The sequence below is a fragment of the Anaerovorax odorimutans DSM 5092 genome (assembly GCF_000426305.1).
GTDB lineage: Bacteria > Bacillota > Clostridia > Peptostreptococcales > Anaerovoracaceae > Anaerovorax > Anaerovorax odorimutans.
Genome location: NZ_AUFC01000012.1, coordinates 1 through 18,097, shown reverse-complemented (window position 1 = coordinate 18,097; position 18,097 = coordinate 1). Strand labels below are relative to the sequence as shown.

The following is an 18,097-nucleotide window of genomic DNA, read 5'->3' as shown; positions in this document are numbered from 1 at the left end:
CCCCCTTTAATTATCTTGACTGCTAAAAAGAGGTATTACCTTGCTTATAGGTTTTTCCCTATTGGTAATCACTGAACCCTGAATAATCGTACCACTATTAACAGATATAGAAGGTCCCTTATTAGATGACCACTTATACCCACTTTCAGTGTTATCATCAGGAATCAAATCAATTAAAACCATTATAGTAGTGCCTTTCCCCTCCAACATAGAAACTAGATTTTTATTTTCAAGAGTCTGCATCATACTTTCAGTTGTAGCAGGATACTCTGAGACAGAAATAACTCTTCCTATCATAAAACCATACTCTTCTTTGTTCACTATTGTAGGAGATATTTGAGCTTTCATCCCTGGCAGGATTTCTCCTCCCTGCTCTGCAGGAACATAAAGCACCGCCTCCATCTTAACCGTTTCACCATATGGCTCCACCGTAGCAAGAACCTGCCCCGGTTGAATGATGCTTCCTTTTTTTATATTTACCTCTAAAATACGTCCGTTAATTTGTGAAATAATCTGAGATTTATGATCCAGTTCTTCCCTAAGTTCTATTACTTGATTTTTTGCTGTTTTATATTCAGGCGAACCGGTTTGTTGATTTTCTTTCATTTCGCTAATTATATCTTGTTGACTATTGATCTTTGTAACAAGTTGGGGCAGTTCGATTCTTGCTATAACATCACCTTTCTTAACCATATCCCCGACTTTAAATCTTACATCAACAACCTGCCCAGAGGTGTCATGTATGACAGAAAATACGCCTCCATTATTAAGAAGAATTCCTTGCCCTTCTATTTTTGTAGGAATATCTCCTACAAATCCCCAGACCACAATACTGGCTAGAATAAACCCAATAGCTATCAATGCAAGCCAAGCTCTAGGTGAAGTTACTTTTATCAATTCGTCTAGCTGTTCCGGAGATGAAAGTCTATCTAAGGATACTTCTCTAAATAAATTCCCGCTCATCTTTTCGCACCTCCATTTTACAGATATTATAAAAACTTAATTTTTATAAATTCATAAATTCTTTAATTGGCAATTAGAAACTACTTTATATATTTGAATTCTCCATCTTGTAATTTTTTAATCACTACTAAATCTCCAATATCATTTCCTTGTTCATCGAATTTATGGATGCCTGCTACACCAGACCAGTTACCTAAATTGATCAATTCGTTTGCAATTGTAGAGCGATTATCCAAATCAGAATTTTTAATAGCAGCAGCTATCATTTTTACTGCATCATATCCCAAAGCAGCGTAGGAATCCGGCATCTTCTTGTATTTTTTTGAAAAGTCTATTATAAACTTTTTCACTTCCGGACGATTTATATTAGGATTAAATACTGAACCTATAATAGTACCATCTGCTGCCTTGCCCCCAATCTCTAAAAGCAAAGGAGAGTCCAACGAATTTCCGGCTACAAAAGGTCCCTTAATTCCTACTTGACCGGCATCATAAATAAACCGCCCTCCTTCTGACAGCGTATTAGCTATAAAAATCCCGTCTGCACCATAAGCTTGCCATCTTTCATTTAAGCGCCTTAAATCTTCTAAACCTGTATAGCAGTTAAATCTATCTACAATCGTTATCCCTTGTATATTTGCTTGATCCTCGAATGAATCGGCCAAACCATAGCCATAAGAATCATCAGAATAATAAATAACCATCCGCCGATGTCCCTCTTTGGCAAGGTAAACCGCTAGTTGTTTTGCTATTTCATCATCACTTGGTATATCTCGAAAAATATGCTTATATCCATTTTGGGTAAGATCTGGTGCTGTAGATGCCGGAGACAGCATGACTAGCCCTGCATTCTCATAAATGGCAGAAGCAGGAACCGATATAAAAGAATTATCGTGACCAATCACTGCCTGAATATCTTTATTTTCTGCAAAAGACTGGGCTATTGACATACCTTTTGTGACTTCAGCTCCATCATCCTTTTTAATAAGTTTAAGTTTTTTACCGTTAATACCTCCACTGTTATTAATCTCCTTAGTGGCAAGTTCTATCCCTTCACTGAATAAATTGTTACTTGTATCAAACGGCCATGCTACTCCTATAATTATTTCATTATTTTTTTTTGATTTTGAACAGCCTGTTAATAAAAGGCAAATAAGCATACAAAAAATGATTATACGGTACATTGTCATTTTTTTTCGCATAACCTCACTGTCCTTCCTTTATTTTCAGTAATTGTGAATAGCTGATCTGATAAGCTGTTTCTGAAATGATATCCTTCATTTTTTCAAGATAGACTTGATCTTTGCTTATTTCATGGCATAGATGGCAAAGTGAAACATAGCTGCTTTTAGGATCTGAAAGCTTATATCCCTGGCTCTCTCCCATTTTTTTCAGCCATTCAGGTCCTCTGTAAACCATTACTTTAGTAAACTTATGCTGCTCTTTTTCCTTAATTATTTCTTCCAGTGTTTGCTTACATACCGACCCAATTTTTAAATTATCCATTCTCAATCCCTGGCTACAGCATGGATAGCATGCTCCATCGGGCATGATTGTTATAGTATTTGCATAGATACATTTTCCATCATAATCATCATATATATAATCATCCCAAGGCATTGTTTCTGCAGCTCTCCCTACTGGCTGGCATAATCCTTTACGCCAGGTATATTGAGGATATTTTATAGCTAATGGATGTTCCTGAGCTGTTTTTTTCGTAATCAAGCTTTGAAAAAAAATAGGAATTTTTATTTTATCATTGGCTTTTATTAAGTTTTCAATATATTTGTTTGGAATAAAAGATTGATGAAATTCATCTGCACTTACACTTAATATGGATAATCCCTTTTTTTTAAGTTCATATAGCATTTCATATGCACTATCAATACTTTCTGCCCAAAATGCATTTGTTGTTAAAAGTGTTTTAAAATGATATCTGCTGCTAAGCTCAATTAAATCTTCCACTTCATCTTTATAAAGAAGTGCTTCCCCACCAGTAAAACTGATTTCTTCAAATGCTTTAGTTTTAGCAGCCTGTTTAATGCAATCTGATACCATCTCATAATCCATTTTTTCATTTTTATCAGGACCGCAATTGAAACAGCATATTTGACATTCTGCATTACATTTTAAGGTATAAACAAAAATTAATTTCATCCTTTCCTCCTAGATATTAATAACTTTTATGATTACGATTTTTTTCATATAACCGCGCTAAAGAATAAGCACACAAATGTGTGCTCATTCTTTAACCGATTGCAATGTTTAGAAAACATGATCCGCCTGCCACTTGATCCAGCTGCTCATCTGATAAGTTTTGATTCAGCTTTTCAAATTCTGCAGCAGTAACCTGGAATCCCAGATCATTTGCTAACTTTGCTTGCTCTGCAGTACTCTTGCATGCCTTAAATTTATTAGCCATTTCTTGATCATTTTGAAGTTTTTTAATTAATTTTTTAATAGAATCGCTCATTTTATCACCTCCTTACGCCTCTTCCGCGTTCAATTTTAAATAAAGTCTGCCCTTTACTAAACCACTGTTCTTCTTCATAAACTTGATTAATCAAGTGCAAACATTTTAAGCGAATATCATTGCAGTTTTTGGATGTCTTTTCATTTCTTACCTTGCAGCCTCCTGCACAAAGGTATTTTGCAAAACAATTAATACACTTACCGTTTTGGGCTACGGAATATGCTTTTAAAGCCTGAATATTATCGTAACAAAGTCTTAATTCATGGGTATTAAAGTTAATTTCACCTATTTTCATTGCCTCGATTTTGGATTCCATACAAGCAAAGATTTCTCCCTTTAAATTTACATTCCAATTAGGTCTGGCTGTGGACGTGCAGTAGTGTCTTCTAGGTATATGATAATTCTGCATATCTTTATCAAGAATTTTAATAGACGTTTCTTTTGCATAGTCTATCGCTTCTATCAGCCTGCTTTGAAACAATGAATGATCTATCATTAAATTCCTTTGTTCTTTTAATGCTCTTCCTGCTAAATTAACCGGGCTAAAGGATATTTCTGTTCCGGAAAAATTTTGGTGAAAATAATCTACGGTATTTTTCAAGCTATTTAAATTTTTTGCAGTTACAACTACATTAAACCCTATCTTTATACCACTGTTATACAGTACTTTCGCGTTTTGGTATACAATTTCATATGAAGGGCTCCCATCAGAAAAAGGACGATGTTCGTTTTGTATAGATTCTAACCCATCAAAGGAAAGTGAAATACGATCAAAATTTTTTATGATAAAACTTCTTATATCACTGACAAATGCACCATTTGTGGGCATTGAGAAAAGTGGTTTCAAGCCATATCTTAAAGCCGTTTCCCTAATTTTTTCCACTGTATATATTAGTAAATCGGGTGAAAAAGTAGGTTCCGCATTATTTGAAAACGTAATATAGCAAACCTCATTTTCTAGAAAATTTGCCTGTTGCTGTAAATAATTAAAATATGCAGATATAATCAAATCAATATTTTCTTTTTTCTGGTACTTAATACTACCCTCTCCACGATCTGCATAACAATAAATACATTTCATATTACAGCCATTTGAAAAATCAATATTCAAGATGGGAAAACCTTTTTGCATAATATCTAAGTCTTTTAAAGGTATCTTCCTAAGACCTTGAATCAATTTTCTTACATTATCGTTTTTATCTAAATCTTCCATTGAAAAGATATTACCCTGTTCAATCACTTCTGCATCTTGTTGATCAATTAGTTCTGCATATCCTCGAATAGGTGCATAAAAAAGCTTTTTATTTGAAGATTTTTCATATTCTAATAGATAAATCTCTTCATGCAAAAACATCATGGTATCATACCTTCTTCTTTAAATTATCGTTAACAGATGTTATTATATCGTTTTCATTATTTTCTTACAATGTACCTGAGTACAGTCCAAAAAAAATAAAAAGTACAGTCTTTAAAACATAGACTGTACTATCTAACAGTTAACATAATAAGCTTTAATTCTTAGCAACCAGTTCCCTTATCCTCTATAAGCCCTATTTGAGCTGCATAGGCAATCACCTGTGCTCGGTTTTCCAAATGCAATAGTTCTATGATTCTTCCCATATGATACTTTACCGTTCTTTCGGTAAGTCCCAAAGAATCTCCTACTTCTTTATAAGTACTCCCTTTCGCTACCATCTCCAATACCTCTATTTGTCTTCCAGTCAATTGCTCATTTTTATGATTTCTTGATAAATTTCGAGGGAACTCATCAGATAATCCATTATGCCTGAATTCTCTTAACAGTCTGGCTGCAAGACCCGGAGAAAGCGGGACTTCCCCCTTCTCCAGATCATACAGCATATTCACAAGTACTTTAGCGTTGGTATTTTTTATTAAATATCCTGATGCTCCACATTTGATTGCATCAAAAAGATCTTCATCTTCCTCAGATGCAGTAAGCATTACGATTTTAATATCCGGCATCTCAGCCTTAATCAGCTTCAAAGCATCTATTCCGCTATATCCAGGCATTTTTATGTCCATTAGAATAATGTCGGGCTTTAAAATCCTTGCTTTGGCAAGTACATCCCTGCCGTTATTGACTACCCCCAAAACTTTTATCCCATAGGTTTCAAGAAGATATTGGAGCCCTTCCAAAAATAAAGGATGATCATCTACCAGCATTAATTTCATTTATACTCCTCCTAACTTGAAAACATAAGGTTACTCTGCTTCCCATTCCTATCATTGATTCTATAGAGATTTGAGCCCCTATTTCAGCTGCCCGCTCCCTCATGATATTTAACCCGAACTTGTTCTCATCTTTGTTATTCTGATACGAACCAACAATAAATCCTTCTCCATCATCCTCTATTATAATACTTAGCTGACCCTGTGAAAACAAAAGAGAAATGCATACATTTTTTGCTTTAGCATGCTTACCTATATTGTTTAAAGCCTCTTTAACAATATTAAGGATATTAACTTGTATATTTGTTTTTATTTTTTCTCCTATAAGTCCTCCGTGAAAATCCTGTTTTGCCCTAATCCCCCATTGCCTCTCAAAATTCAATATATCCTTTTTTAATACCTCGATAAAATCAGTTTTCATAAATTCTGTATTACGGGTTTTGCGAATATATTCTCTTATCTCCTCATGTGCTGATTGTGTTACAGTAACCAGTTTATCCAATTTAGACGTCACAATATTTACATCTGCTTTCGTTAGCTCTTGCCTGATCCCTTGTGCCTGAAGATTAATAAAACCCAATACTTGTCCCAAATTATCATGCATATCCCGGGCAAGCCGTTCCCGTTCCTCAGTAGCAGCAAGTTTTTGCTGCTGTTTCAAATATTCTTGTTGCTCCAGCTTTTTTTCAGTTATGTCATAAATTACTGCTAGCCTGCCTATGAATATATTCTTTTTATCTGTAAGAGGAGAGAGTAGTATCTCATAAGTCTTTGCTTCTCCATTAATATTTATTGAAAATTCTCCATGAGTAGTGGCTCTATCAACACAAGCTCTTGCAATCTCAGGAATTCTATGACATACTTCTCCTACCAACTTTGTACAAGCTGCTGAAGCAGTATACCCAACAATTCTTTCTAAAGCAGGATTAATATCCAATATTCGATTTTGCAAATCTAATACCATAACGCCTGCATCCATAGTCTCAATTACAGTCGCACGAGCTACAGGTATTACTTCAAACAGCTTGTACCTAAAAATGCCCCATGCTGCAATCATTCCAGACGGACCAAAGAACACTGGCGTCAAATCAAATGAGAGACCAAAGCCTAATATATACATCATATTAGGCACTATAATTAAACTTAATCCCCAAAAAAGTGCAGCAGCTTGTTTCCTATAGACAGTATTATTCAAAAAAACAGCCTTAATAAGTAAAACCCATGCAAGTAAATTTAAAACATGAGAATAAATGGCATGAACATAAAAGGCATAGCCATATTTTTTCCCCATAGTCGGAAATAGACCACTGTAATCCATATGTATATCATACCTCATTAAACCATGCAGACCATTAGTCCATACAAGAAAAATAATAATTGTAGGAACCACTGCAATAAATAAAATTTTTTTATTTTTGATCCACCTGTCATACCCTGTAAATTCCATACATAAAGCAAGAAGGGTTACAGGTGAATAACAGTAGGCAAAATACTGCATATTTGACCAGAAAAGCTTTGTTGTTAAGTCCACAGCTGACATCTCAAGTGCATTAGTACACGACCATAAAGTCAATGTAATCATACTAAGCATAAAACCCATGGCACCTTTCGCATTTTTTCGTCTCGTAAACGCATATATTCCAAGTAACAATGTGACAAAAGCTGAGGCAATCAAAGACCATATGTATGGGGTATATTGGTATTGCATATGCTTTTTTCCTTTCCAATGCACTTTAATTATACAAGTTTTTAAGGCTTTAAATTTTGTTTCAACCTAGTCTTAAGGATCTCTAGAGCTAGGCATTGACAATTATTTAATTTAGGACAAATTAGGGTAAAATCATTAAATTTTTCAATACTTGAGGAATTATTCAATTTCTTCACTTTATTTTATAGATACTCATAAGAAACAAAAACTTATATCTAATAAAAAAGTTTAATAAAAATAAAATAAAAAAATCTTGCCTATTGTTAACTATAAATCAACACGATTTAACGTATCTCCATTTATAAAACTTTTAATATTCTCATATGCAATGTTAAGGAGTAATTGCCTTGTTTCAATAGGCATCCATGCATGATGAGGTGTGATAAAACAATTTGGAGCTTCCATAAGAGTACAATTCACATCTGCTTTTGGAGGTTCAGTCCTTAAAACGTCTACGCCTGCAGCTGCAATTTTTCCTGATTTTAAAGCATTAAACAGAGCTAATTCGTCAACCAGCTCTCCCCGAGCAGTATTCAAAAAAATTACACCATCTTTCATTTTTGAAATAAACTCTGAATTAACGAATCGCTGATTTTCACGAGTAACAGGGCAATGTAAACTTATAACATCCGCTCTAATTGCCGCCTCCGGATCTTTACTATAAGGTATGATTTTCATTCCAAGGGCTTCTGCAATTCTTCCAACCCTTTTCCCAATATTTCCGTAACCAATAATCCCCATGGTTTTTCCATCCAAAAGAGTAAGAGGTTTTATATAAAAGCAATCATCAGGACATTTATGCCAAGCACCATTATGAACAGAATTACTGTGCAAGGCAACGTTATTTGTAATTTCTAACAAAAGTGCAATCGTATGCTGAGATACAGCCTCGGTTGAATATGTAGGAGTATTGCATACAGCTATCCCTTGTGCTTTCGCCACTAAAAGATCCACATTATTATATCCTGTTGCCAAAATAGAAATCAGCTTTAGTTTTGGTAATTGCTTTAAAACATCTACATTAAGTGTAACTGCATTGAGTATAATTACTTCAGCATCCTTTGCTCGCTCTACAATTTCATGAGGAGAAGTTCTTTCATAAACAATTAATTCGCCTAATTTATTAATTTTATCCCAGGATAAGTCACCTGAATTTGTTGTATAACCGTCTAGAACAACAATTTTCATAAATTCCACTCCCTATTTATCTCAATTTCTTAATAACCGAAAGTAACCGAAAATTTTATAATATCAATAGTTTACAGTACCTAATATAAGATTGTCAATAAAAGTAAAACCACTTATATAAAGATAAATTTAATAAATTATCCGTTATTTTAAACAAAGAATAAAGGAATTATATATTTTATTAATAAATTTTGACTTTTTATTTTTTTACATTTTTTAATCTTTGTAAACTCTTAAATTTTTTTATCCTATCTTGCTTAATTAAAAAAAATATTTCTATTCCTATCTCAGTATATATACTTTCAGCTTCACTGACTAATTCCTTTGCATAATCAAGAAGTCTGACAAGATGTTCTATATCATACTTACATACTTCTTCCTCAAATTGATTATATACCTCTTTACGGTTTTCTTCATTTTTCAACTTTTTATAAAATAAATATTCTTCCTTATCTTTTATATTATAATTCTTAAAAACTTTTCTCTTAATTTTCATATTTTCACCTTTAATTAACGTTATACGGTTAATTTATCATATTATATTCTTCTAGTCAACCTTATACCGTTAATATTTATTTATAAAACATTCTATACTCTTCTTAACCGTACAAAGTTAAGGAGGATTATATGACCTATTCTGATGCTATTATTAAAAGATTAAAAGAATTATGTGCTGATAGGAATATTACTATTAATAAACTTGCAACTTTATCAGGTATAACACAATCTACTGTGGATAATTTGATGAGGGGGACAACAAAGAATCCTAAGCTAAAAACACTTCATAAATTAGCTGTAGGTTTGGATATGACTATCTCTGAATTATTGGATTTTCCCGAAATGAATGAAACTGCATTTGAAGATGAATAAACGTAAAAAATTAATATAATATCTCCATATAACATATTCGTATTAATATAAATATTAATTTTAAAAGTCAATATATTTCATAATAAGAAGCATTTTTTATAAATTATTCTGATTGAATTTTAACCGCTAACAAACATAGACAATGTGTGTATATTATTAATGTGGATGTTATTAATGCGAATGTCTATGATGTAAATCCGGTAAATGAGCATGGGAATGTTCAATTCTTTCATGAGTATGTTCATGAAAATGCTCTCCTGTTATTTCATAGTCATGCGTATGATTATGATGACCATCATAATGATTATGCTTATGATTGTGAACTTCTTCTAAATGTACATGCCTATGATTATGATCTTCTGAAACTGCAAAATATGTGCCTGTCAGCATAATCAAAAGTGCTAAAATAAAAGTAGTTGTTATAGGTTCATTCAAGAAAATCCATGAAATAACCACACCAATGAAAGGTGCCATTGCATAATAAGCACTTGTCCTTGCTGCACCTAATTCTCTTTGCGCTTTGATGTATAAAAAGATACTCAAACCATAAGCCACAAATCCCAATAATAAGGTATAAACAATATATAACCAATTATAAGTTGACTCATTGAGAGCAAAAGAAATGATTAATGAACCTAAGCCAGAACCAAAGCCTTTGATTACAACAATTTGAAGAGGATCTTTTAAAGATAACATTCGAGTACAGTTATTTTCAAATCCCCAAGATATACACGCAAGTAATACAAAGAGTGAACCAAATGAAAACGATAAGCTACTGAAATCTGACACCGATAAAATCATACTTGATATTGTAATTAGTATTATTGCTAACCACATTCTTTTTCCAATTGTTTCTTTAAATATAAAAAGTGCTATCAAAGATGTCGCAACAATTTCAAAATTATTAAGTAGCGATGCATTTGATGAAGTTGTCATCGTAAGTCCTAACATTAAAAAAATGGGAGCTGCCATATCTAAAACAATCATACCTACTATAAATGGCATCTCTTTGACTGTCATTCGAGCTTCAAGCTGTTCTTTTTTTGTTGCTACTTTGTATAAATTAACACCAAGCATACCTATTCCTGCACCTAGATATAACAAAGCAGCCATCAGAGTAGGAGGTATTTCAACTAATAAAACCTTAGATACTGGTGAACTTATTCCATACAATAGTGCCGCAAGTATTGCAAAACTGATTGCTTGAAATTTACTGTCATGACATTTTAGCAGATTAATTTCTTTTAATTTAACTTTCATTCTCTATCCCTCAATTAAATATTAATTTATTCCTGATTTCTTATCATTATAAAACATATTGATTAAAGGTATTAATCTTTACCCTTTTCAACCATACTATCAAAATTTTAAATCCCTATAAAAAAACAATTTATATCTTAGACAATTATTTTATCATATTTTATCCCCCCATGGGGGTTCTTAATGTTTCCACATTCTGTAGTCGCTTTATAACTGCAGACACGATTCAATGATTCCTACCTTGCAGCAACACTGTATCAATCATAGAAATCATTATAACATATGATTCATTTATCTAAAATAAATATAAACACTATATAATATTTTAATAATTTTACTGAACTATATCAGGTACTATGATATACTAAAAATAACACAGTAAAACTTGGGAGAAAGCAAATGAGAAGCAATAAAGAATGTATATTGAACGGGTTGTTATATGTTCTCACAATAATAGCATTGTCAATGGTATTACTATTTCCTATAATCTTGCTCTTACTTCCAATTATTATTTTACAAACTTTCTTTAAGGCTGCTAATCTTCAAATTCATTCGGGTCACTTATTTCAAATCCGAACGGTCTGTAAACTAGAATAAATATTCCTTTGTACGTTCGTTAAAATTTAATAGCAAAGGAGTATTATTACATTGAAAAAAACACTGTTTCAAAAACAGTGTGTTCTTCCGTACGCTGATTTTGTATCTAAAGTAAATCAGTTTTCTTGGAGTACTCTTAATTCCTCGGAACTGATTTCCAACATTGAATCTTGTGATAAAACAAATCAGCCTCTTCTTTATAGTTTAATAAAAGAAGTAATCACCAGATGTACCGGATTCACACTGTTTGACACACAAATTTCCGCAGCCTATTCCATGGCACAGGGTAATATTGCGGAGCTTCCCACCGGAGAAGGTAAAACATTATCTGCGGTGATGACTGCCACTTGTCTTGCTTTACAAGGTAAGAAAGTTCATATCCTTACCTTTAACGACTATTTATCGAAACGTGATTATAATTTAAATAAAGATATTTTTGAATTTTGCCGACTTTCAAGCAGCTTTATTCATGAAGAATCAAATATTATGCAACGCAAACAAGCATACGCATGTAATGTTGTATATGCTTCTGCAAAACAGGTTGGTTTTGATTACCTTAAAAATTTTTTGTGTAATGATTCAAATGATATACTTTCTATATGCTTTGATGTAGCTCTTGTGGATGAAGCTGATTCAATCTTAATTGATGAAGCACGAATTCCTCTTGTGGTAGCCGGCAATTCAAAGTCTGAATCAGAACAAATCTCAAAAATCGATGAAATTATTGAATATATGAACCCCCAAGATATCATATATGATACATCAAAGCATACTTTCTGGTTCACTGATTCTGGCATTTCTTATATAGAAAATGCCTTGCAACTTGATAACCTTTTCAAAGAAGAAAACGGCGATACATTAACTTTTATCAATGCTGCAGTTGAAGCCCGATACCTTCTTGTAAAAGATAAAGATTATCTGATAAAAGACGGTCAAATATTTGTAATAGAACAAACTACAGGAAGAATAGCACTTACACGTAAATTCCCAGCTGCTTTACACCAAGCAGTGGAAGTGAAGGAAAAATTAAAAGACCGCAATCAAACAGTAATATATAATTCCATACCCTTACAATTTTTTCTTTTAAAATATCAGATTCTATGTGGTATGACAGGAACAGCCATATCCTCGGCTAAAGAATTAAAAACTATGTATGGGCTTGCTGTGGATGTTATACCTCCACATATTTCATGTATTAGAAAAGACTATCAAGATCGCATCTGTGATACTGAGGAAGAAAAAACAAATTTGATTCTTCAGCAAATAAAAATATCTCACAACAAAGGTCAGCCAGTTCTCATCGGCACACAAAGTGTAAAAGAATCAGAACAATACTCTAAGTTGCTCTCTGCAAACAATCTGCCTCATAAAGTCTTAAATGCAAGAAACGATGAGGAGGAAGCTGAAATCATAGCAAATGCGGGCAAGCCTTATAAAATAACAATTTCAACAAATATGGCCGGTCGTGGAGTAGATATACGACTTGGAGGTAAATCCGAAGAAGAGAAAACTTTTGTTGAAGAAGCTGGAGGTCTATTTGTAATAGGCTGTGGAATTAATGTAAGTTCACGAATTGACAGACAATTAATTGGCAGAAGCGGAAGGCAAGGTGATCCGGGAGAAAGTACTTTTTTTATCAGCAAAGAAGATACCCTTCTTTCAAATTATTTTTGTGAAAATAAACTTAGATCAGATAAACTAAATAAGAAAATTCGGCGCGCACAAAAATATGAAGAAGGGAAATCTGCAGAAGCACGTTATATGCTGAGTAAATATGCCTACATCTTAGAACTTCAGCGACAACAAATTACCACTTATAGGGATGAAATTCTTTTGGATGTTCGTACTCCGGATTTTCTGCGCGATTATGATCCTGCCCTTTTTACGTATTATTGTAATACCGTTGGTATAGACGGAATTCAACATGGAGAAAAACAATTGACCCTTTATTTTATCAATCAACATTGGGCGGATTATCTATATACTATGGAAAACATACGCAACGGAATTCACCTATGCATTATTGGCGGACTTAATCCTATTGATGAATATCATAAAGCTGCGGTTTCCGCCTTTTCTGACATGGAGAAAGATATAAAAAAAGATGTTCTGTATTATATGAAAACATGTAAGATCACATCTGCTGGTATAGATATGGAAGGCTCTGGTCTTTTAGGTACATCAAGTACCTGTACCTACATGATAGATGAAAGTAAAAATCAATTTGCCAGATTACCAAAATTTTTTCTCACCTGTCCAACGAAAATAGCAATACGTCTTCAATATGTCAACAATTCTCCTCTTTAATAAAATATTTAAAAAATAAATTAACTTAGTAAAAAGGTAAAAAGCTACATGTTATGCTTATAAAGCTTGAAATGTAGCTTTTATTATAAAAACTTAATATTACTAGTTTCATTGTCTCTTATAATTTTCTTTTATTTCACTAATTACATAAAAAATTTTTTTGCCATTTACTAAACATTTCCATTCCTTTATGTAAAACAAGTAAGTTAACTATAATAAGAACTGCCGCTATCAAAACTACCGCCAAAAGTTTTATGTATACTACTGAATATATAGAAAGGAATGTTTTAATGACATAAAAGCAAAGAGGCAGTAAAATAATACTAGTAGCTACTACCGGCACATAACATTTCATCATAATTGCCTGAACACAATGAATAATTAAATGGAATGTAAATACAAAAAATATTCCTAACCAAAGTGTATAAGTTTCATACTTATAGGTTATTAATGTCAATACCGTAAGCAGAACAAATTCCTCCCATACTGCAAAAGCGAAAGAAGATGTAGTTATGTTATTTATATGTGACAATGCTTTTTTGGCTAATTTAGGATATTTTCGTTGTATATCCGCTTTATTTTTTTCAAACCATGTTTTCATAAATATTATTTCTTCAAAGTCATGGAAGATGAAAAAAATTGGAAGCATCCAAATTAATACTTTTATATCCTGCATAAATTTACTCCTCTGTTTTTATTTGTTACTATGTAATCATACTTTTGCTGTAACAGAACTATAACTTACATATATCATAAAAATACTATTATGTATACAATAACTCTAATCATTATCTTAAACTTCTTTACTATTTTCTTTTTCTGCAGGTACAGTTCTTCATTAATAAATAAGGAACCTCAATAAATATTCTCTGAGAGCTTTAAATTTTTTATATCATTAATAAATTCAATCAATGATGAAATAACCGGATTCCAGTAAAACACATAAACATATTATATTTATCACAGGTATGGATAACATTATCATCTCGTATAGATCCACCCGGCTGTGCAATATAGTTTACACCACTTTTATGAGCACGTATAATATTATCTCCAAAAGGAAAGAATGCATCGGAAGCTAATGAAATATCTTTCATCTGCCCTAGCCATGCTTCTCGCTCTTTTTTTGTAAAGACCTCCGGTTTTAATTTGAAAAAATACTCCCAATTTCCGTCTGCTAATACATCCATATATTCATCACTAATATATATATCTATACAATTATCTCTCTCAGCTCTTTTAATTTGATCTTTAAAAGGTAGATTTAATACTTTAGGATTCTGACGCAAAAACCAGTTGTCCGCTTTTTGTCCCGCCAATCTGGTACAATGAATTCTTGACTGCTGTCCTGCACCGATTCCAATAGCCTGCCCGCCCTTCGCATAGCAAACGGAGTTTGACTGAGTATATTTTAACGTAATCATTGCAATAGTAAGATCAAGTTTAGCCTGTTCAGAAATGATTTTATTTTTTGTAACAATATTTTCAAATAGTTCATCATTAATAACGAGTTCATTTCTCTCTTGCTCAAAAGTTATACCAAATACATCTTTTCTCTCAACATGTTCCGGAATATAATTCTGATCAATCTGAATTACACAGTAATTACCCTTTTTCTTGCCGCTTAAAATAGCAAGTGCTTCCGGTTCATAAGAAGGAGCGATTATACCATCAGAAAACTCATTTTTAATTATTTTAGCTGTTTCGAGATCACAAGTATCCGATAACGCTATAAAGTCTCCATACGAAGACATTCTGTCTGCACCTCTAGCCCGTGCATACGCATTTGATAATGGAGATAATTTCATATCATCGGCTATCCAGTAAATTTTTCGTTCTACATCTGAAAGCGGAATTCCAACAGCAGCACCAGCAGGCGAGACATGTTTAAATGAAGTTGCAGCAGGAAGTCCTGTAGCTTTTTTCAATTCTTTTACTAGTTGCCATGCATTTAATGCATCTAGTAAATTAATATATCCCGGTCTACCATTTAAAATTTGAATTGGCAGTTCGCCTTGTTGTATAAAAACCCTTGCAGGTTTTTGATTTGGATTGCATCCGTATTTTAATTCATATTCCTTCATAGATTATACCTCCCTAAAATAAAGAAAAATCAACAACTATACCCTTAGCTTTTTTTCGCATACAAAAAATCCGCCTGGGAATCTAAAACGATTGCCCAGACGGTCGACTTACAAATATTTCTGCGCTCCCCTGTGGTATTCCACTTCCGTCAGTTACGCAGATTATGTAGTAAGTTTAACATAATTAAAAGCATAAATAAAGCAAAAGTATACTATTCAATTTTTATTATAGATGAGCACAAGAAAAATCCTAAAGTTGAGTTAAAATACAAACTTACAGTACCACAATTGAACCCTGATATCGACATGTATCGACACAGACAATATGTATTGAAAAAATCATTTTAAATTAGCCCTGATTTCTGCAATAATCTTTCAATGGTTGCAGCTACTTCAGCTCTTGTGATATAGTCTTTCGGTGCAACCTTAGTATCACTTTTACCAGATACAAGACCAGTCTCTATACAAGCCGCAATACTTGACTCGGCATAACTTGAAGCAAGATCACTGTCCATAAACTTGCTTAACTGTTTGTTGATTTCTTCCTCTGTCAAATTATACTTTATGCCTGTTAATTTCATTGCCCTTGCTACCATTACCATTGCTTGTTCTCTTGTAATTTGTTCGGCAGGATTGAACTCTTTCTTCGTTACACCTGAAACCAATCCATTTTCATATGCAATGGATACGGCATCATAATACCAATTGTTTTTTGAAACATCCTCAAAAATATCTTTGCCTGTTCCAGTTCTCATCAGACCAAGTCCTTTTACAAGGATTGATGCAAATTCGGCTCTTGTAATATTTCTATTGGGAGAAAAGTTTTCACTGTCTGTACCATTTGCTATTAATCGGGAGCCCATATCATTTACCGCCTCTTTTGACCAATGATTTTCAACGTCCTTAAAGGTTTTAGGACTCCAAATTACCGAATATGTACTGTTTGTCAAACTATTAATTTTTGCGTAATACTTCCCATCTACTGCAACGATTTGTGTAGGAACATGCGAAAATGTTCCGTCAACATTCAAGACAATTCCTGTTGTAATCTTGCTTGGATCGACTTCTGTCGGAATAGCTACCATTCTTTCTACATAAGAATTGAATCTTGAAACATCAACCGTTTTTCCTTCATTGGTACAGCTAATTTCAAATTGAACTGGCTGTACAACAATTTGATAACTGTTCTTGTCAGCCGTACTCTGAACCACCTTTAAGGTTTTTTCTGCTGGTTCTGCAACTCTCAAACTAACAACAATATCCTTTAGCTGAATTTCGCTGCCAATTTGTTCTGAGGCACTACTGATATCAATCTGTGCGGCAGGAATCGAATATGTTACATTTTTAGTCTTTATCTCTAAGACCGCTTCTTTTTCTTCCATATTCTTGACAATTTGACCATTCAATTGTCCTACAACCACATCGGAGGACTTGCTTACTGGAATTGTTATAACATAATTGTCTCCTTGTCCCCGCATTTTTTCTTCTAATTTTGCTTCGTTAACAACAACAGTTGTTACCGTTTTTTCGCCTTCCTTGCTTGTTGTAGATTCTGCCACAGTTTCACTTTTTCCATTCACCAAAACTGTTGCAGTTGCTCCCGACTCTGTTGAAGTACTTCCACCGCCACTTCTTCCTGATGATCCTCCTGATGAACCACCAGAGCTGCTTACGTGCGGAGTCACAGTTGCACTTGCTGCCGATTCCGATCCCGTACCAACACTGTTTACAGCTTTTACTTTAAAAGTGTAGGCTGTTCCGTTTGTTAATCCCGTAACCGTTATGGGACTGGAAGTTCCTTCAGCTATAATTCCAGCTGGATCAGATGTCACAATATATTTTGTAATAGGCGTTCCTCCATTATCTGTTGGTGTAGAGAAAGAAACTGTTACCTGTGCATTTCCTGCTACTACAGTTACATTTAACGGGGCACCCGGAATATCATTTGTTGCTGCAAAATGTAATGTCATTGTTGCTGCTGAAGAATATGAATTGCCGTCACTGGCTTTCCATGTAAAACTCGTATCTCCGTTAAAATCTGCCGTTGGTACAAACTTGATGCTTCCCAGATCAGCAGCGTTTATTTCCTGGTTTAGGGTAATATCTGTTTCACTAAGTTTCAATTTGCCATTAGCAGGGAGCCCTGTAATCTGTATTTTACTTAATGTATCACTTTCTTCATCCGCATATATTTCTGCCCCATTAAAATCTGCTGCTGTGAATGACATTGTCGTATCTTCTGTTCCATTCTTTGTACTGTTTTTTACCGTTGGCGCATCATTTACCTCATTTACAGTTATCGTTGCCGTTGCTTCTTCGGAATACACTGTTCCATCATTTACCTTCCATGTAAAGCTGTCTGTTCCAACATAATTTGTATCAGGAGTATATGTAAATGTACCATCTGTGTTTACCGTTACGCTTCCATGACTTGGATCTTTTACCTTTACATAAGTT

General features: G+C 33.5%; 15 protein-coding genes and 1 riboswitch. Of the genes, 2 read left to right on the top strand and 13 right to left on the bottom strand.

Annotated features, from left to right (window positions below; genetic code table 11):
* Positions 1-6: 6 nt before the first annotated feature.
* From K292_RS0105365 to K292_RS0105325, 9 genes are all read right to left on the bottom strand, one after another.
* Positions 7-963: an NHLP bacteriocin system secretion protein gene (locus tag K292_RS0105365; RefSeq protein ID WP_027398978.1), complete on the bottom strand. Its 957-nt coding sequence runs from the start codon at positions 961-963 to the stop codon at positions 7-9.
* An 80-nt stretch (positions 964-1,043) separates the two neighbouring features.
* Complete coding sequence (locus K292_RS0105360; RefSeq protein ID WP_027398977.1) at positions 1,044-2,165, bottom strand: ABC transporter substrate-binding protein; 1,122 nt, start codon at positions 2,163-2,165, stop codon at positions 1,044-1,046.
* A 4-nt stretch (positions 2,166-2,169) separates the two neighbouring features.
* A complete protein-coding gene (locus tag K292_RS0105355) occupies positions 2,170-3,120 on the bottom strand; it encodes a radical SAM/SPASM domain-containing protein (protein ID WP_027398976.1) in 951 nt (316 codons plus the stop codon).
* A 91-nt stretch (positions 3,121-3,211) separates the two neighbouring features.
* Positions 3,212-3,436: a Nif11-like leader peptide family RiPP precursor gene (locus K292_RS0105350; protein ID WP_027398975.1), complete on the bottom strand. Its 225-nt coding sequence runs from the start codon at positions 3,434-3,436 to the stop codon at positions 3,212-3,214.
* A gap of 4 nt (positions 3,437-3,440) precedes the next feature.
* Positions 3,441-4,793 (bottom strand): radical SAM/SPASM domain-containing protein, encoded by a 1,353-nt coding sequence (locus tag K292_RS0105345; protein ID WP_027398974.1) that lies wholly within the window; start codon positions 4,791-4,793, stop codon positions 3,441-3,443.
* A 161-nt stretch (positions 4,794-4,954) separates the two neighbouring features.
* Positions 4,955-5,629, bottom strand: a complete 675-nt coding sequence (locus K292_RS0105340; RefSeq protein WP_027398973.1) for a response regulator transcription factor — start codon at positions 5,627-5,629, stop codon at positions 4,955-4,957.
* Positions 5,607-7,334, bottom strand: a complete 1,728-nt coding sequence (locus K292_RS0105335) for a histidine kinase N-terminal 7TM domain-containing protein (protein WP_084145903.1) — start codon at positions 7,332-7,334, stop codon at positions 5,607-5,609. Before K292_RS0105335 ends, K292_RS0105340 begins: the two co-directional genes overlap by 23 nt.
* Positions 7,335-7,601: 267 nt before the next feature.
* Positions 7,602-8,522: a D-2-hydroxyacid dehydrogenase gene (locus K292_RS0105330; protein WP_027398971.1), complete on the bottom strand. Its 921-nt coding sequence runs from the start codon at positions 8,520-8,522 to the stop codon at positions 7,602-7,604.
* Positions 8,523-8,721: 199 nt separating this feature from the next.
* On the bottom strand, positions 8,722-9,018 hold the full coding sequence (locus tag K292_RS0105325) for a hypothetical protein (protein ID WP_027398970.1): 297 nt from the start codon (positions 9,016-9,018) through the stop codon (positions 8,722-8,724).
* Positions 9,019-9,149: 131 nt separating this feature from the next.
* On the opposite strand from K292_RS0105325, the gene K292_RS0105320 reads away from it, so the two are divergent.
* Complete coding sequence (locus K292_RS0105320; protein WP_027398969.1) at positions 9,150-9,392, top strand: helix-turn-helix domain-containing protein; 243 nt, start codon at positions 9,150-9,152, stop codon at positions 9,390-9,392.
* 171 nt (positions 9,393-9,563) lie between these two features.
* Here K292_RS0105320 and K292_RS0105315 read toward each other — a convergent pair whose 3' ends face one another.
* Positions 9,564-10,652, bottom strand: coding sequence for a DMT family transporter (locus K292_RS0105315; protein ID WP_051280379.1), 1,089 nt, complete (start codon positions 10,650-10,652; stop codon positions 9,564-9,566).
* Positions 10,653-11,300: 648 nt separating this feature from the next.
* On the opposite strand from K292_RS0105315, the gene K292_RS16075 reads away from it, so the two are divergent.
* The gene (locus tag K292_RS16075; RefSeq protein WP_051280377.1) at positions 11,301-13,556 is read left to right on the top strand and encodes a preprotein translocase subunit SecA; all 2,256 of its coding nucleotides are present in this window, start codon (positions 11,301-11,303) and stop codon (positions 13,554-13,556) included.
* A gap of 139 nt (positions 13,557-13,695) precedes the next feature.
* On the opposite strand, the gene K292_RS0105300 is transcribed toward K292_RS16075, so the two are convergent.
* The 3 genes from K292_RS0105300 to K292_RS16070 form a co-directional block, all read right to left on the bottom strand.
* Positions 13,696-14,232, bottom strand: coding sequence for an HXXEE domain-containing protein (locus K292_RS0105300; RefSeq protein WP_027398966.1), 537 nt, complete (start codon positions 14,230-14,232; stop codon positions 13,696-13,698).
* A gap of 232 nt (positions 14,233-14,464) precedes the next feature.
* Positions 14,465-15,640: a phosphoribosylaminoimidazolecarboxamide formyltransferase gene (locus tag K292_RS0105295; RefSeq protein ID WP_027398965.1), complete on the bottom strand. Its 1,176-nt coding sequence runs from the start codon at positions 15,638-15,640 to the stop codon at positions 14,465-14,467.
* Positions 15,641-15,726: 86 nt separating this feature from the next.
* Positions 15,727-15,807, bottom strand: a riboswitch (ZMP/ZTP riboswitch).
* 177 nt (positions 15,808-15,984) lie between these two features.
* Positions 15,985-18,097 (bottom strand): S-layer homology domain-containing protein (locus K292_RS16070; RefSeq protein WP_051280375.1); only part of this gene is annotated, 2,113 nt, incomplete at its 5' end.

Bases quoted from the DNA above. Each gene is read 5' to 3' on its own strand.
- K292_RS0105315 (WP_051280379.1), bottom strand. From the start codon at position 10,652: ATGAAAGTTAAATTAAAAGAAATTAATCTGCTAAAATGTCATGACAGT.
- K292_RS0105350 (WP_027398975.1), bottom strand. From the start codon at position 3,436: ATGAGCGATTCTATTAAAAAATTAATTAAAAAACTTCAAAATGATCAA.
- K292_RS0105365 (WP_027398978.1), bottom strand. From the start codon at position 963: ATGAGCGGGAATTTATTTAGAGAAGTATCCTTAGATAGACTTTCATCT.
- K292_RS0105295 (WP_027398965.1), bottom strand. From the start codon at position 15,640: ATGAAGGAATATGAATTAAAATACGGATGCAATCCAAATCAAAAACCT.
- K292_RS0105335 (WP_084145903.1), bottom strand. From the start codon at position 7,334: ATGCAATACCAATATACCCCATACATATGGTCTTTGATTGCCTCAGCT.
- K292_RS0105340 (WP_027398973.1), bottom strand. From the start codon at position 5,629: ATGAAATTAATGCTGGTAGATGATCATCCTTTATTTTTGGAAGGGCTC.
- K292_RS0105345 (WP_027398974.1), bottom strand. From the start codon at position 4,793: ATGATGTTTTTGCATGAAGAGATTTATCTATTAGAATATGAAAAATCT.
- K292_RS0105355 (WP_027398976.1), bottom strand. From the start codon at position 3,120: ATGAAATTAATTTTTGTTTATACCTTAAAATGTAATGCAGAATGTCAA.
- K292_RS0105360 (WP_027398977.1), bottom strand. From the start codon at position 2,165: ATGCGAAAAAAAATGACAATGTACCGTATAATCATTTTTTGTATGCTT.
- K292_RS0105330 (WP_027398971.1), bottom strand. From the start codon at position 8,522: ATGAAAATTGTTGTTCTAGACGGTTATACAACAAATTCAGGTGACTTA.
- K292_RS0105300 (WP_027398966.1), bottom strand. From the start codon at position 14,232: ATGCAGGATATAAAAGTATTAATTTGGATGCTTCCAATTTTTTTCATC.
- K292_RS0105325 (WP_027398970.1), bottom strand. From the start codon at position 9,018: ATGAAAATTAAGAGAAAAGTTTTTAAGAATTATAATATAAAAGATAAG.
- K292_RS0105320 (WP_027398969.1), top strand. From the start codon at position 9,150: ATGACCTATTCTGATGCTATTATTAAAAGATTAAAAGAATTATGTGCT.